This window comes from Nodosilinea sp. LEGE 06152, from assembly GCF_015207525.1.
Taxonomy (GTDB): Bacteria; Cyanobacteriota; Cyanobacteriia; order Phormidesmidales; family Phormidesmidaceae; genus Nodosilinea.
Genome location: NZ_JADEWR010000025.1, coordinates 23,860 through 38,291, shown reverse-complemented (window position 1 = coordinate 38,291; position 14,432 = coordinate 23,860). Strand labels below are relative to the sequence as shown.

The window sequence follows — 14,432 nt, the reverse complement described above, 5'->3', positions numbered from 1 at the left end:
ATGGATGTCAACGATCAAATTGAGCTGACCCGCGCCTATGGCGAACACTTTAGAGCGGGCCACGCCTTCAAAAACATCGTCGAGGCCAGGGCATTTGCGGGGACGGTGCTGGGGGTGCCTGTCGAGCCTTCTACGATGCTGGCCAAGGAGGTGGATGAGGCGATTGAGTCGGGGCTGGTGCAGGCGGCCCGCCAGGTGGTGGCGCAATCCGAGGGCGATCACCTGCTGGCCTTCGACGACCTCCTATCTCTCTATGAGGCTCAGCCCAACCTGCTGGTCAGAACCTCTGACAGCATGGCCCGGCAGGCCTACTCCACCCCGTTACCGATGGCCTTTGTCGCGGGACTGATCGCCCAGGTGCACCCCTCGGTCACCGTCTACGAACCCACGGCGGGCAATGGCTCCCTGCTGCTGCTGGCCGACCCCGCCCAGGCGATCGCCAACGAGCTCCATCCTCCCCGAGCGGCCCAGCTGCGATCGCAAGGGTTTACAGTCACCGAACACGACGCCACCCAGTACCGACCAGATCGCCCCTACGACGTGCTGGTCAGCAATCCCCCCTTTGGTCTGCTGCGCGAGAACGGCACCGGCCCACCTCAACGCTGGCAGCATGGCCCCGTTAGCACCCAGAAGATTGACCATGCGATCGCGCTCCAGACGTTACAGGGGCTTTCCCCAGAAGGCAGAGCATTAGTCATCATCGGCGGTCACATGGGCAATGCCAGCGCCCGCCAATCGGCCTATCGGGGGCAGGCAGACCGCAGTTTCTACTCATTCCTTTACCAGCAGAGCGGCTGGAAGGTAGATGACCACTTCACCCTGCACGGCTCGATGTACCGGCGGCAGGGAGCCGGGTTTCCCATCGACTTCATCTCCATCGCGGGCCAAGGCTCCACCGACCTGAGGCTACCCGGCGCTCAAGCCCCCCGCATCTATAACCGATACGACGATCTCCGAGAGGTAGTAATCCATGCCGCTAGAACCTACGACGCTAAATATCTGGATCTCTCCCACCCCATTGCGGTACGCCCTGGAGCATCCCGACGAACCGGTTCAGGTGTGGACGCCGCCCCGGTGGCAAGCCATGACCCAGACGGAGGCCGGAACATGGTGGACGACGGTGCCGGTACCCCCCGGCTCGCTGTTGGTGAACTTGGAGGATTACCGCGCCCGCCTACTCTGGTTGATGGAAGTGAAGATGTCTCAGTTCCTGATGGACATGCAGGCAGAGGGGATGACGTCCAGCCAGTCGATCGCCTTGGGGAATCGAATGGTCAACTCGGTGCTACCGGAGGCCCACTGGATGCCGGGGGGCGAGAACCCGTTGGCCCGCCTGCTGAATTTGGATTACTCACCTCTGCGGGAGCTGCTGTTTCCCCAGGGGGTAGACGAGTTTCCGGTACTGCCCGAGGCGATGGCGACCGACACCCTGGAGATGATCACCGACAGATGGCCTCTGCTCGATTGGCTGAACAACCTGCAAGCCCTGCTGATGGAGGACTCCCGATGGTAGCCCAAGCGAATACCGAGGAAGATATCCTCCAGCAGCCCCAGGATGAGGCCGTTACCCTGCCCTATAAGCCGCGATCGCAGGGCTATTCCCTGGGAGTATTAGCCCCCGCCTCGGCGATTACCGCCTACGGCAATGTGTTCGACCGCATTGAAGCCACTACGGGGCTAGGAGTCGATGCCTACGTTCAAGACCGACTGCAAGAACCCGACCTCGACTCCCTCTATAGCCACTACGCGGCGGAGCAGATCGACACCCTGGCCCTGGCCATCTACAACCACGAGTACAAACAGCAGGCAACGGTCGTCGGGCACGACACCGGCATTGGCAAAACCCGGATCGTGGCGGGCCTCTGCCGCTACGCGCAGAACCAGGGGCTAACGCCTGCGGTGGTGACCGCTGACCCCACCCTCTACAAAGACCTGGTCTACCGCGATGGGCCAGACACGGGCAACCAATTCCGCCCCTTCATTACCGACAATGGCCTCAACGTGCGGGTCGAAGACAGCCAGGGCGAGCTGATTGGGCAGATCGAAACTCCTAAAAAAAATGGGGTCAATGTCCGTCGGTTTACCGAGTTGGGTACCATTGGCGACCACAACCTGCTGATGAGTACCTACGGGCAGCTCCAGGGCCTGGCCAGCAAAGATCGGCGGGCATTGTTTGAGGCGCTGGCTCCCAACCTGTTTTTGATTGCCGACGAGTCCCATAAGGCGGGTGGCCCAGCGGGAGAGTTTGAGATCAGCAGCTATGAGGAATCCGCCAGGGCCAAGAAGATGGCCGCTGGGACGTTTATCGCCCCGGTAACTGAGTTTTTCCAAGACCTCACCCAGCGCGTGGGCGGGTTTGTCGCTAGCTCCGCCACGGCGATCAAAGAGCCGGTGGTGGCCGCCCGACTCTTTTACCACACCACCGACTTCAAAGATGCCGCCGAGGATCAAAAGACCTTTGCCGGGCACCTCCAGTCGGGCGGTGCCGCCATGCAGCAAATGGCCTTTGGGCTCTGGTCAGAGGCTGGGGGGTGCATTCGCTTTCAAAAAGACTACTCCGGCGTTGACTTTAGCCCGGCCCCGGTGGCCGTCAGCCTGGATCGAGCCGAGGGCAATATTCAGCTGATGGCGGCCATCAACCGGTTTGATGAGTACAAACAAGGGCTGCTAGAAGAACTGGACGAGCGGATGGCCGAGACCGGCGAAGCCTTATTTCGCCATGACACCCATGTGGGCTATGCCGGGGTAGAGTCAACGACCTTCACCTCGGTGGTGCACAACCTGGGAGCGATCTGCGCGATCGCCCTCAAGGCCGAGGCCACTGCAGATCTGGCGATCGCTGAGCTAGAGGCTGGGCGCAAGCCGGTGATTATGCTTCAGCGCACCGGGGAGTCGGTGCTCAAAGACCTGGTGAAGTTGACCAATGGGAGCATCGAGACCCATAACGCTATCTTTCCTGACGATCAGCGCTCCATCCTCAATCCAGGCGATCCTTTCGACATTACGGCAGGCGAATATTTCAAGCGATACCTTGATGCGGCTCGAACGATTCGGATTGTCGGTGCCCATGAGGACGAGGGCGGCGGCAAAGTCATTCTGCCCCACTACCTGACCGACGCCGAATTGGGCGAGCGGGGGGTCGAGATCTATAACCAGGTGCTGACGGCGATCAAGTCCAGCGACTGGACGGGGCTACCCGCCGACCCCATTGCCTATATGGAAGCCCGCATTCGGCAGGCGGGCTACAACGCGGTAGAAATGACCGGACGGAGCCAGCGGCTGGAGTACCAGCCGACCGCAGACGGTCAATTTGTGACGACCTACCAGGCCCGCAAGTCGGGGGCCGCCGCGAAGGTGGCGACGATCGCCGGGTTCCAGAACGGCACCGTCGATGCGGTAATCACCAACCTGACCACTGGCTACTCGCTCCATGCTGCGATCAATGGGGCAACAGACCTCAGACGCCGCTCCATGCTGATTCTTCAGGCCCACCCCGATGTCAACCAGTGCGAGCAGTCGATCGGGCGCACCCATCGCAGCGGGCAGCTCGACCCAGAAGTACACCCCGCCACCGGCACCGACTCTGAGGGTAATCCCCTGTGGGGGCAGAAGGCCGGTGAGTTTGGCCTGCCTATGTTCAAGCTGGTCTATGGGGAAGGGTTGCCCACCGAGGCTAGAGCCATGGCTGTTTTGATGAACAAAATGCGGGGGCTCAAGTCCAATACCGCAGGCACGGGCGAAAGTCAGTTTTCCGGGGCCGATGTGCCCGACTTTTTGAACAAGTATGGCGACCAAGCGGCGGCCAACGCCATGGCCGCGATGCCCGAGGTCAACCAAACCCTCGACTACCCCTGTAGCGCCCCCGACAAGGATGGGGATGTCAGCTTTGGCGATGTGCGCAAGCTGACCGGACGGGTGGCTATTCTGTCGAGCGATCAGCCGCCGACCCCAGATGATCCGTACCCATCCCTGGCCCTTCAGGGTGAGGTTTACGACCTGTTGATCTCCGAATACAACGGGCTCAAGGATCGGCTAACCGCGATGGGGGCCTGGGATCTTGATGCTCAAAAGATGGATCTAGACGCCAGACCCCTGCGCCGGAAGATGCTCCACAACGGCGATGGGGGTAATCCATTCCGGCAGCCCGTCTATGCCCTGGAGGTGGAGGCCAAGACCGGGGGCAAACCCCAAACTACGTTGCAGGTGGTGCAGTCGATTTGCGATGCCCTGGAGCTAGCTAAACCCGATGACTTGGAGGGGGTTGATCTAACGGTTGAGGGCGCGATTCGCCAGGCCGGGCAGGCTCACGCCCAGGAGATGGTGGCGCGGGTGACCGCAGAGGGCGACGCCTTCCGGGAGGGCAAAGCTGGGCATTTCACAGAAGCCCTGAACCGGGCTCAACAGCAGTTTAAAGATGCCAATACCCGACGTGAGGGGCTAAGGGATGAGCGCGATCAGTTGACCACAGCCCTAGAACAGGTGATCCCTGAGTACACCGCCGCCAGGGAGGCGCTCAGTCAAGCGGGGGAGGCGACCCCAGAGCGGGAAACTGAGCTAGAAGGCCAGTATGAGCAGCGCCGGGTTGATACCCGTAACGGCCTCAAAAAAGTTGAAGGGAAGCTAACCAAGCAGGAGCAGCGGGTCAAAAAGGCTGAGAAAAAGGTCGCTGATGCCGAGAAGGATAAAGCTCAGAGCGCCATGATTTTGACGGCCCAGCAGAACGGTGTGCTGGGGAAGCTGCGAGAGTTTCCCATCGGCGCTCCAGTGCAGCTGGCCTCCCTCGATACCAGTCGGGCGCTGCCAGGGGTCATTGTCGGAGTCACCCGCCAGCAAAATGCCTCCAACCCGATCAACCCTGGGTCTTGGCGATTCAGGATTGCCCTGGCGGACGAGGCCAGGGAACTGTCGGTCAAATTTAGCGAAATTGGCCGCGATGTCTCCCTCAAACCTCAGGAAAATTCCTTTGTCTTCAAGAATCAGCCGGGGCAAGTGTTGCAGCAGTACACTGAGGTGCCGACCTACAGTGTCTTTGACGAGAAGCAGATAGCCTCTCGCGAGCATCGCATGATGGTGGTGGGCCAGGTGCTCAAATCTGACCTCGTGGGTCGATTTGCCCTCATGCAGGATAACGAGGGGGAGTACCACCCGGCCTACCTGCTGGCCAAGGGGATTGACGCAGGAGAGATTGATCGGCGACCGGTCTCGATTCAGCGACCCGACCAGTTGATGGCATTCCTTGCGGCAACATCGAGGGCGGCCAGTTTCACCGATAGAGATGGCGTGCTGGATGCTGAGTTTAACCTGCGCGGCGAGCTGGTCTTGACGGTGCCCACCAGCAGCGCGGGCAAGAAGTTTTACCAAGACCGGGAGCTACTCGACCTGGCGCAGGGGGAGTTTGTCTCTGGGACTCGACGGGTGGAAGGCGACAAGCCAGGCCGCACCACCGAAGAGAAGGTGATGCAAATCAAAGTTGGTGATACCGAGGCCCAAAACGATGTGCTGACCTACATCGTCACCCGGCGTGGCATCAAGGCCACATCGCATTTGGAAGAGGCGACCGCCGCCGTGGGAGGAGAAACGGCAGGCTGGGAACCAGCCACCACCTGGCTCCCAGTCGGTAAGGAAGTCAGCAGCAGCGACCGGAGCCGGGCCATTCACCCAATTCTGCGGGCCGAGCTGGAGCGCAATCCTGGGCTCATCCCTGACCCTGACAAGGAGTCATCCCCCAGCCGCTGGGAGGTGATGAACGCTGTCTCCGATCGCCTGTACTCCGGCAGCAACCTGGCCGATATCAAGGCCGAATTCAACCTCTACGAGCCACCTCCGCCCGCGTTGACCTTTGACACCTTGGTTAAAGACGGGGTGCTACAGACTGACGGGCAGCCCCTGCACTCAGAGGCGATCGCCTTCCATGAGTATCTCAGTGACTCGTCTAGCGGTGCGACCCCTGATGTCTTGATGCGGCGGGCCGTGGAGGCTCTGGGCGGCGAGATATCCCTAGATAGGGCGATTGAGGCGATAGGACGCACCTACCGCTGCCTGAGCGATCACCTGGAGTCTGGCCTGAATCTGGAAATGGCCGAGGCTGCGATCGACACCGAAGACTCTGCCTTCTTGGGACAGTTCGCCGCTGATAGCCCTGAGATGGAGGAACGCATTGCTGGGGCCGTGCGCCAGGTTGTCGCAGAGGCCTTTGATGAGGCGATAGCTGTCCAGGCCCAGGAGCAACGGGATGAGGCTGTGCAACAGGCGGGCCGACAGCGGCTGCGCGAGATGTCCCAAGAGGGTGGTCCCCAGGTGCTGGCACCCTCTCAGCAAACGTCCCCGATCGCTCAGGCCGTTGCTCGGTTACTTCAGCAGGGCGGGCTCCAGCAGGCGGTCATGGTCGATGGGGACAATGATTTCCACATTAGGGTGCCCAATGAACCCTACATGGATTTGGTGGTTGAGTCGCACCCCAATGGGGTGGGCGGCAGTGATTTGTACCTGACCCACTATGCCACCGGCAACGGCGATATGTGGATTGATACTGAGATGAAGATGGGTATTCAGCCCGATGGACATCTTCAGTTCGTTGAGACTGCGGTGCAAGGGTTTAATGGCGGCGAACTGCGCGCCCCTGATCGCGCCTTTGGCATGATATTTGCTCGGAACTTGCTGGAGCAGGGCTTTGGGGAAGCGATCGCTGAGGCTTATCTGTCCCAATTGGGTCAGGAGGCGATGGCTGAACCAGGTCTAGACTCTACTGCCCAGAATCCTCTCTCGCCAGAGCCTTTGCGTCCCCTAGAGGCGTTATTCCAACAGCGTCCCGATCTGTTCCATGCGTTTGATCGGGCTGAATTTGAGGCGCTGGCTTCCGACTCGCCTGAAATACTCTATCAGGATGGTGAGCGGGGCTTCTTATGGCTGGAGGGCCATGATAACCCCTATGCCTATCAGCAAGATGCGGTGAGAGAGGCCTTAGCTGGGGCCTCTATATCCCCGCCTGAGGTTACCTCACAGGTCGAACTATCTTCCAGTGGTGAGCGGCTGGGCTTTATCAGTGACGACTGGATAATCTTCAAATTTCACGACCAGACGCTAGGAAGCACCACTGGGGTCATCGAGTTTAGCCCGTCAGAGGTTTGGGCGCTGCGGGAGGCGATTGACGGTGCGCCCAGCGTTGATGCCCTGCGCGATCGCCTCATGGAAATCATCAATGCCCCCCGAGAAGATGGCGAAAACCTTCACCCTGAATTTGCGCGGCCAGCCGCAGACTACATCATCGAAATTGCTCAGCGAGAGGGGCTTGGTAGTTCATCGCCCTGGGCCGATGAACTACCAACGACAAAGGCCACTTCAGAGCCTCACCAGGCATCAGCCCCCGACCCGCAGGCTGACCCGGATACGACCATGGGAGGGGCCATAGGAGCCACAGACATGCGGCCTGCCCAAGATATTTATGACGAGCTGGATCTTACGGTACAACCCTTGTATCCTCAATCCTCTCAGGATGCGCCTGTCAGCAGCCCGCCGCCACAGCCTGACCCATCCACTGATGTAGATGAGGCATTGCTTCCCGATCTTGGCCCTGGGCCACACCATCCCCATCTGAAGCGTTTTGCTGAACTCAAGGCCGACTACCCAGAGGCTGTTGCTTTTATCCGAGTTGATCAGGCTTACGAGACTTATGCCGAGGATGCGCAGATCGCGGCCTATGGCCTAGGGCGACCCACTCAACCGATGCAGTGGGGACTTGACCCCGACTGCAATGGCTTAAGCGTCAATACCGCTGACCTGCAAGAGCAGATTATTCCGACCCTCACCCAAGAGGGTATTACCGTGGTCGTGTCCGAGTTGCACCCACAGCTTGGTTATGAGGCCAATGGGCCTGTGCGCGTCTACGAGGCCAACCTAGAGAGGTTGCCCGATGCTGCTGGGTCTGCTCCACCCCCGGCGGTAGAGGTGCCAACGGGGTCTCCTGGGCTTGAGCGGCTAGAACTTGGTGGCGCTGTACTTATCTTTGAGGCTGGGGAGCGGATTTGGGAACTACAGCTTTCTCAGGATGAGCTGGCCATGGTCAACGCCTCCATACAAAATGCCAAGGCCGTAGTGCGCGAGAGTGGTGCAGAGGTTGGGGCTCAATGGATGGAGCGGGCGGCCAATACCATTGCCACGAAAGCCTTAGGCGATGAGCACGGTGACCCCGTGACCATTAGGGGTGCTGTTGGTCAGCTGATGGCGGAGTTCTATACCTCGCTAGATGCAGCGGTCTACCCTGCAATTCAAGCTACTACGCCATTCGAGCGGCAGGCCGATCCCGGTGGAATAGATCCGCCCCCTACGATTCCCATCGCCGAGCAATCCTCCGTCGCTGCTTCGTCTGAGGCGTCACCTGCTGTCCTCGCAGAGCCGGTACAGAGCCAAGCTTTGCTTAAAGATTTGCGTGAATGGTACTCTCAGGCTCGGGCCTTGGGGCGATCTCCGTCGCACCTGGGGCGCATTGAGCAGATTGGCCAGGCGATCAACTCGGGGCATGAGGGGGAGTACGGCGACGTAGACAGAATCACACGTCAGCACGACCAAAAGGCCTATCTCCAGCAGGCCACTAACGTTTTGGCTCAGTCTAAATACCTGTTAGCTCAGTTAGGGCAAGACCAGCCCGATGGTTCAAAAGTCTTTGCTGGCAAGACCTATACCCTTCTCAGCCAGGGCGATGAGATCGCTGTTTTGGCAAGAGAAAGAGGCGAAATTTTTAACGCCAAGGGCAGCCGAGTCTTGCACAGTCAGGGGCTGAGTGCCGAAGATGCCCACAAGTTTAGTGCCCAAGTGTCTCGGGTGCGGCAGGCCCTAGCGGCACAAACTACCCCTCACACAGCTGCTATCCCGGCTGTTTATGATCGGTAGTACCCATACAGGTTTAGTCAGATGGCCCAGCCTTTGATGTTGATGGACTGCCCCTGAGCCAAATACACCCCCATTGCTCACATTTCACCGATGAACGCATTATCGCCATGGCCAAAGCAGCCATCTGTGCAGGATGTTGCGAAGTGGTTGTTGAACAATAACCTACCGCCGCTCCCCATTGCGCCAGTGCAAGATGCTTACCAGTACCCCAAGGTAAATCCTGACCGCCCGAACAGGGGGATTTATTGCCATATCCCCTTGGTTGAAATCGATGGGAAGCTTTGCCCTGTTGCTAGATTTACCGGTAAAAACCCGAGCTACCTGGATGCCGATGGCCATCCGCACAGTGTCAATCATCGGGATTTTCAGTCCAGAATGCCTGAGCTCAGTGAGCTGGACGCCTGGTTTTCCAATCCCCGGAATGGAATTGCCACGCTGGGCAATGAGCGTACCGTGTTCATTGACTTCGATGTGAAAAACTTTGGCTCACGGGACGCCTGTGATGCCGCTGTTCTAGCGTGGGCTGAGACCCATCCTCAGCTGAAGCAGACCTACGCTGAGCAGACCCATCGTGGCGGGTGGCATTTTATGGTGCAACTGGATCACCCCAAGGACTTTACCAACTTTGCCCTAGAGCCCGGTGGCCTGCATGTGGGCGAGGTGCTTGGCGTCGGCAGGGTTTGTGTCCTGGCTCCGACCATTGGCCCCACAGGCAATCCTTACCGGGTTAGGCATCTCGTGGCGGCCCCAGTGGCCGTCGCAGATCTCTCAGAAATCGGGATATTTAAATCAGGGGCTCAGACTGCAACAAAAAGCTCTGAGCATGGTATCTCCCTTGGCGAGGCTATGCCTATCAAGGCTCGACCTCGACGCCTAAAGACGCTGCCAGGGAGTTCGACTGTAGACTTGTCAGATCTGATCTCAGACCGCGCCAGAGACGTTTTAGCAGGCGGTGGGGGTGGGCATAGCGATCGCTCCTATGCGATCGTGTCGTTGGCCCGAGAGGCATTTGGCTGGGAGAACTGGGCCAGAGAGAATAGTATCCCCTTGAGCGGGCAGAGTGCTGAAGCGCTGACGATCCAAGGGGGACTTGCCCACGGGGCTGATGAGGATCACATTCATAGAATCATGGATGGCGCTTCCTTAGATACGGCTCGACCATCCTGCGAGTGCCGAGGCGATGAGTTTCCCTGGTCCCGACTGCGAAAACTGGCACCTACACTCTTTGACGAAAAAGCTCCTAGCACAATCAAGCCTGTGATAGGTCAAAAGAATCTCGAAAGGAACGTAACTCGCTCAATAGAAGAGTTGGTAAATGTGAAAAATAATTTGCTGCTTGCCGCCAGTCGAGTTCTCCACGAAAAAGGTGAAGTTGGAATCGATAGCTCTGTTCTCTCTTATGCAGGCTCTAGGTATGGAATTGAGCTAGACAAAGCTGGTAAATTAAGAGTTTTAAGAGATGACCGAATGATCTTTTCCTACAAAGAAGAAAAGATCATATTCAATCGGTCAGAACCAAGCGATCCACATGCGATTCTTGCGGATGCCGGACTAGAAGTCGCAGCGGCAACTCATGCAGCAGAACAACGGCCACCCGTAACGGCGGGGCAGGGGGATGGAGGTGCTAAAAGCAATAGTCCTGGGACGGTTGAATTGCTGAATCTGAGTTCATTAATTTTGTCTCGCGCTGGTCAGCCGGATGAAGCTGGCGGGTTTACCGTCCAGGGCAGACGGAACTCAGTGGTTTTGACCAATCAGGGAATTTTGATTGCGACCCAAGAAGGGCGGACAGTTTTAAAGGCTAGAGGAGCAGACATTGTGTTCAGTTGCCCATCTGAAAGCGTACTAAAAGATTTTCGTACCGCTGCTGCACTCTTAGAAAAACCTCGTCATGTATCACCTCGGTCTCAGCAGGTTGAGGCTTAGGTGTTCTATTCTATACAGCCCTCGACCAGCCCACCATCGATACTGCTGTGCTCATCCATGAGGCCATGAGTCCGACTGAAGTTACCTTTACGCTGGGGAATGAACTGAAGTCAAAATACTGGTTCAATTTTACTGAACTTAGCCTGCGCGTCTGGCCAACTTGAACTCAAACTCAGCTCAATCTTGCTAAGACCAATCATGCCAAACCATCATCGACCAGGCCAGAACATCCGCCAACTTGCTCGACGGCGACGGGCCGAAGCCGTCCGATTGTTCTTCGCCGCAGTCGCTGTCGGAGCATACCTGGCCATCATCACGTTCTACTTCACCGTCCTCCCTATCTACGTTTATGCTCTTGGTGCTTCCTCAATAGTGGCTTTCATTCTGGTTGCCAACGGCGTATGGCGGCAAGCTAATCGAGCCGATCAGGGAGCCAAGGCAGAGGAAACCATTGGTCACGACCTGAACTCGCTCCAGCGCTCTGGCTGGCATATCGAGTACGGTAGGCGTTTCCCCTTGGTCGGAGATGTAGATATTATCTGCCGGTCTCCTCAGGGCCAGGTATTTGCGATTGATGTCAAGTCCCATCACGGCACCGTCGTCCATAATCGAGGGCAGCTGCGCCGACAGGTCGGCAACAGTCAGTATCCCTTTGAAAAGGATTTCCTCGGTCAAGTAAAGCGCCAAGCTGTGCAGCTCAAGGAAGCAGACGACTATAGCTATGTCACCCCCGTTCTAGTTTTCTCCAGCGCCAAGGTCAATGTCTCAGGTAGCCAGGCAGGCAATGTCTATGTCGTGGCTCGCCAAGACCTGCGATCGCTGTTACTAGACCGAGGCTAAGCCAAGCCAGACAGACCAACCGAGTTAGGCTGCCCCAGTAGATACTGAGAAGCGCAATGGTCAAGGACCAGCCCTAAGGGGCCAGCCTTCCCACTGGGCCAATCACCAGAGCAATCACCTGGCTCATTCCCATGTAAACCGCGAAAGGTAGGGTAATGCCAATGGTGCTGGTTAGCTCTCCAAGCACAGTACTAGCCATGAGGTATACACCAAAGCCGCTAGCCTTAGCTGCGGCCATTGCCCCACCTGTTAGTAGTAATCCTGATCCTGCTCTTGGACAACCACAGGCGTAATTCTCATACCTGTGAAGATAAGTAGCGTTTAAAGCCAGCACCCCTGGGCTTTTTCTACAAACTTGGGAATAATGAGCATGACGTCCGTCATATTGCTTGCTGCATGCCCATCCCCAAAGCCTGCGCCCTTAAACAACCTACAGTGGGACAGTTTGTCCGTGAGCTAAGACAGCTCATGGGCTCAACCCAAGAGCAGTTTGCCCATCAACTTGGGGTCTCCTACGAAACCGTCAGCCGCTGGGAGAACGGCAAAATGCAGCCTTCTCCTCTGGCGTTTAGGCAAATTGAGCAAGTTGCCTTGACCTCTGCTCCAGGGCAAACGCTATTGGGCCAATATGGCCTGCTATCCCCTGATGAGGAGCAAGAGTAATGCCGACTTCACCGACTAAGGAAACCTTCATTCTCACTGAAACCCTTAATGACAGCACGTTGGATGCCATTCTGGCGTTTCAAATGACTGTCGCATGGGCTGGTGAGGGGAACTGTGAACCTAAGCGCCTAAACTGGTGGCGCACAGATTTGATTGATCTGGCGGGCGGGGGGTGCCTGCTTCAGGATCTGCTGCCAAAGACATACCAGTGGGCATCCCTGGAGGCCGTTCGTGAGGCGGCTATTCAACAAGACTGGCAAATACGCCAAAACATGGCCGAGCCAGATCGATTGCTGACTCTTTTCTTCTGGGGTTTTGTCATTGACGAGCAATTGGACGATCAGCTGCTTAAGCACAAGCACTCGGGTCAATCTCCGGCTGAAACCTTACCACTCCCCTTAGCCTTAGGCACTCATTTCGCTCTACAAGACCTACAGGCAGCCCTGAACATCCCAACCCAAACCATTGGCTTCCAGGTGGCCCCAGGTGGACGCGAAATAGTAGACCAGATGCCAGTATCTCGTGAGCTGTGCGCAAGAAATTTGGCCGCCGCTTTGTTACCGTTCGCCGACCACTACCCCATGCCGTTTTATCGTTTGGGGAGCTGAGAGCCCTATGCCACTGTCGTTAATGCCCCAACCTACCCCTAGCCCTGTGGTTGACCAAGCACAATCATCAGCGATCGCACCTCCTATCTATGGAACTGAAGTAGAGCAGTTTCACACTCGACTTTTGCGGGTTTCTTTAGCAGAAGAGGAAAGCCGTGCCTACTGGGCACAGCTTAAAACGCCGGTACCCAAAGAGAATCGAGCTGCCATAGCCTTTGAGGAGCGGTGGTTCGGAAATAAAAGCATGGATCGGGTGAAGAGACTTCTATCTGAGTTTAGACATCGATACGATGCTTACCCCACTGCACTGAACGTCCTTCGTGCCTGGCAGCCTAGCGATCCTATTACTCGGCAAAATATCTGTCACTGGCACATGCAGTTGACCGACCCCACCTACCGAAATTTTACAGGTTCTTTTTTAGAGCAGCGACGACTGCAAACTAAGGCCGAAATTGATCGAGATATTATTGCTCGGTGGGTAGCGCTTCAACTTCCAACCGAGTGGTCTACTACCACCATCCAACGCATGGCTACAGGGTTATTGGCATCTGCAAAAGCCGCAGGCTTGTGCTCCGATAATGTCGGTAGCCGCAGCCTTCAATACCCCAAGGTAACTGACGAGGCCTTGGTTTATTGGCTCTATTTTTTGAGAGGCCTGTCTTTTAAGGGCACTCTTTTAGAGAATCCCTACTTTGCCTCGGTTGGGTTAAGCGAAGGCTTTTTAGAGCAGCGTTTGCGACGAGTGGAAGGACTTTCGTTTAACCGCATGGGGGATTTACACGACTTTACCTGGCAATACCCCAATCTCTTGGCCTGGGCCAGCCAAGAACTAGAGCTAATTTGGGAGAGTGATCAATGACGGCTACCCTATTTGGTCATCCATCCTTAGATGCGGCTATCCAGTCGTTGCGAAGCGACCTCTTAGACGAAGGAGGGGCAAAAATCAGCACGATGCGAAACTACCGCTTTGCAATTTTGCCCTACGATCCCTCGGAGGAATTTGCGCTACGAACCCGGATTCGCAACTTAACCGACGAGCTTAAGGCCAAGGGATGGCAAGTACTTGCCGCTTCACTACACCAGCTGTTTTTGAATCGACTCAAAGCAGAAGAGCCTGGTATGGTAGAGCGCCTAATTCAAACTGAGCGGCGACTTTACGCAAGGGATCCAGACCGTGCTCTCAATCACATTAAAGACAAAATTGCTCTCTATATCGAAGGGCCAGGCGGTATCGCTCAAGATGTCATTCAACTGATCGATGGCTTTACTCAAAAACATCCTTGCGATCCTAATAAAACACTTATTTTGCTTTGCCGGGCAGGGTCTCTGTATCCTTTCTTTCGCTCGTCTGCCCTACTTAAACATATCGATGGGAAGACTCAAAACTTGCCGGTGGTGCTTCTCTATCCCGGTGAAAGGCATGGGCTCAAAGCTCTCTCATTTATGGGAGAGCTATCGTCTGATCGTGACTATCGACCCCGTATTTATTGGTAATTATACTTCTTAAAC

The 14,432-nt window shown here is 56.7% G+C and carries 8 protein-coding genes; 7 read left to right on the top strand and 1 reads right to left on the bottom strand.

The genetic code is table 11. The annotated features are described in order from the left end of the window. The 3 genes from IQ265_RS24955 (at position 1) to IQ265_RS24945 (ending at position 11,652) form a co-directional block, all read left to right on the top strand. On the top strand, positions 1–8,886 hold the full coding sequence (locus tag IQ265_RS24955; protein ID WP_194058635.1) for a strawberry notch C-terminal domain-containing protein: 8,886 nt from the start codon (positions 1–3) through the stop codon (positions 8,884–8,886). Positions 8,887–8,976: 90 nt separating this feature from the next. Then, a complete protein-coding gene (locus IQ265_RS24950; RefSeq protein ID WP_194058634.1) occupies positions 8,977–10,812 on the top strand; it encodes a bifunctional DNA primase/polymerase in 1,836 nt (611 codons plus the stop codon). A 372-nt stretch (positions 10,813–11,184) separates the two neighbouring features. Beyond that, on the top strand, positions 11,185–11,652 hold the full coding sequence (locus tag IQ265_RS24945) for a nuclease-related domain-containing protein (RefSeq protein ID WP_194058633.1): 468 nt from the start codon (positions 11,185–11,187) through the stop codon (positions 11,650–11,652). Positions 11,653–11,725: 73 nt separating this feature from the next. Here the strand turns inward: IQ265_RS24945 and IQ265_RS29630 are convergent, their stop codons facing one another. Then, positions 11,726–11,851: a hypothetical protein gene (locus tag IQ265_RS29630; protein ID WP_255523927.1), complete on the bottom strand. Its 126-nt coding sequence runs from the start codon at positions 11,849–11,851 to the stop codon at positions 11,726–11,728. Positions 11,852–12,048: 197 nt separating this feature from the next. Here IQ265_RS29630 and IQ265_RS24940 point away from each other — a divergent pair, with 197 nt between their 5' ends. Genes IQ265_RS24940 through IQ265_RS24925 form a run of 4 tightly spaced genes read left to right on the top strand, consistent with a single transcriptional unit; the run spans position 12,049 to position 14,417 of the window. Continuing rightward, positions 12,049–12,315, top strand: a complete 267-nt coding sequence (locus tag IQ265_RS24940; RefSeq protein WP_194058632.1) for a helix-turn-helix transcriptional regulator — start codon at positions 12,049–12,051, stop codon at positions 12,313–12,315. After that, positions 12,315–12,923 carry a BREX-6 system BrxE protein gene (gene brxE / locus IQ265_RS24935; RefSeq protein WP_228038442.1) on the top strand — a complete coding sequence of 203 codons (609 nt, stop codon included), beginning with the start codon at positions 12,315–12,317 and terminating at the stop codon, positions 12,921–12,923. The genes IQ265_RS24940 and brxE overlap by 1 nt, the downstream gene beginning before the upstream one ends. A gap of 46 nt (positions 12,924–12,969) precedes the next feature. Then, a complete protein-coding gene (locus tag IQ265_RS24930) occupies positions 12,970–13,782 on the top strand; it encodes a BrxA family protein (protein WP_347405018.1) in 813 nt (270 codons plus the stop codon). Further along, entirely contained in the window at positions 13,779–14,417 is a 639-nt protein-coding gene (locus IQ265_RS24925) for a BREX protein BrxB domain-containing protein (protein WP_194058631.1), read from the top strand. The genes IQ265_RS24930 and IQ265_RS24925 overlap by 4 nt, the downstream gene beginning before the upstream one ends. Positions 14,418–14,432 lie beyond the last annotated feature (15 nt).

Bases quoted from the DNA above. Each gene is read 5' to 3' on its own strand.
- IQ265_RS24955 (WP_194058635.1), top strand. From the start codon at position 1: ATGGATGTCAACGATCAAATTGAGCTGACCCGCGCCTATGGCGAACAC.
- IQ265_RS24950 (WP_194058634.1), top strand. From the start codon at position 8,977: ATGAACGCATTATCGCCATGGCCAAAGCAGCCATCTGTGCAGGATGTT.
- IQ265_RS29630 (WP_255523927.1), bottom strand. From the start codon at position 11,851: ATGGCTAGTACTGTGCTTGGAGAGCTAACCAGCACCATTGGCATTACC.
- IQ265_RS24940 (WP_194058632.1), top strand. From the start codon at position 12,049: ATGCCCATCCCCAAAGCCTGCGCCCTTAAACAACCTACAGTGGGACAG.
- brxE (WP_228038442.1), top strand. From the start codon at position 12,315: ATGCCGACTTCACCGACTAAGGAAACCTTCATTCTCACTGAAACCCTT.
- IQ265_RS24925 (WP_194058631.1), top strand. From the start codon at position 13,779: ATGACGGCTACCCTATTTGGTCATCCATCCTTAGATGCGGCTATCCAG.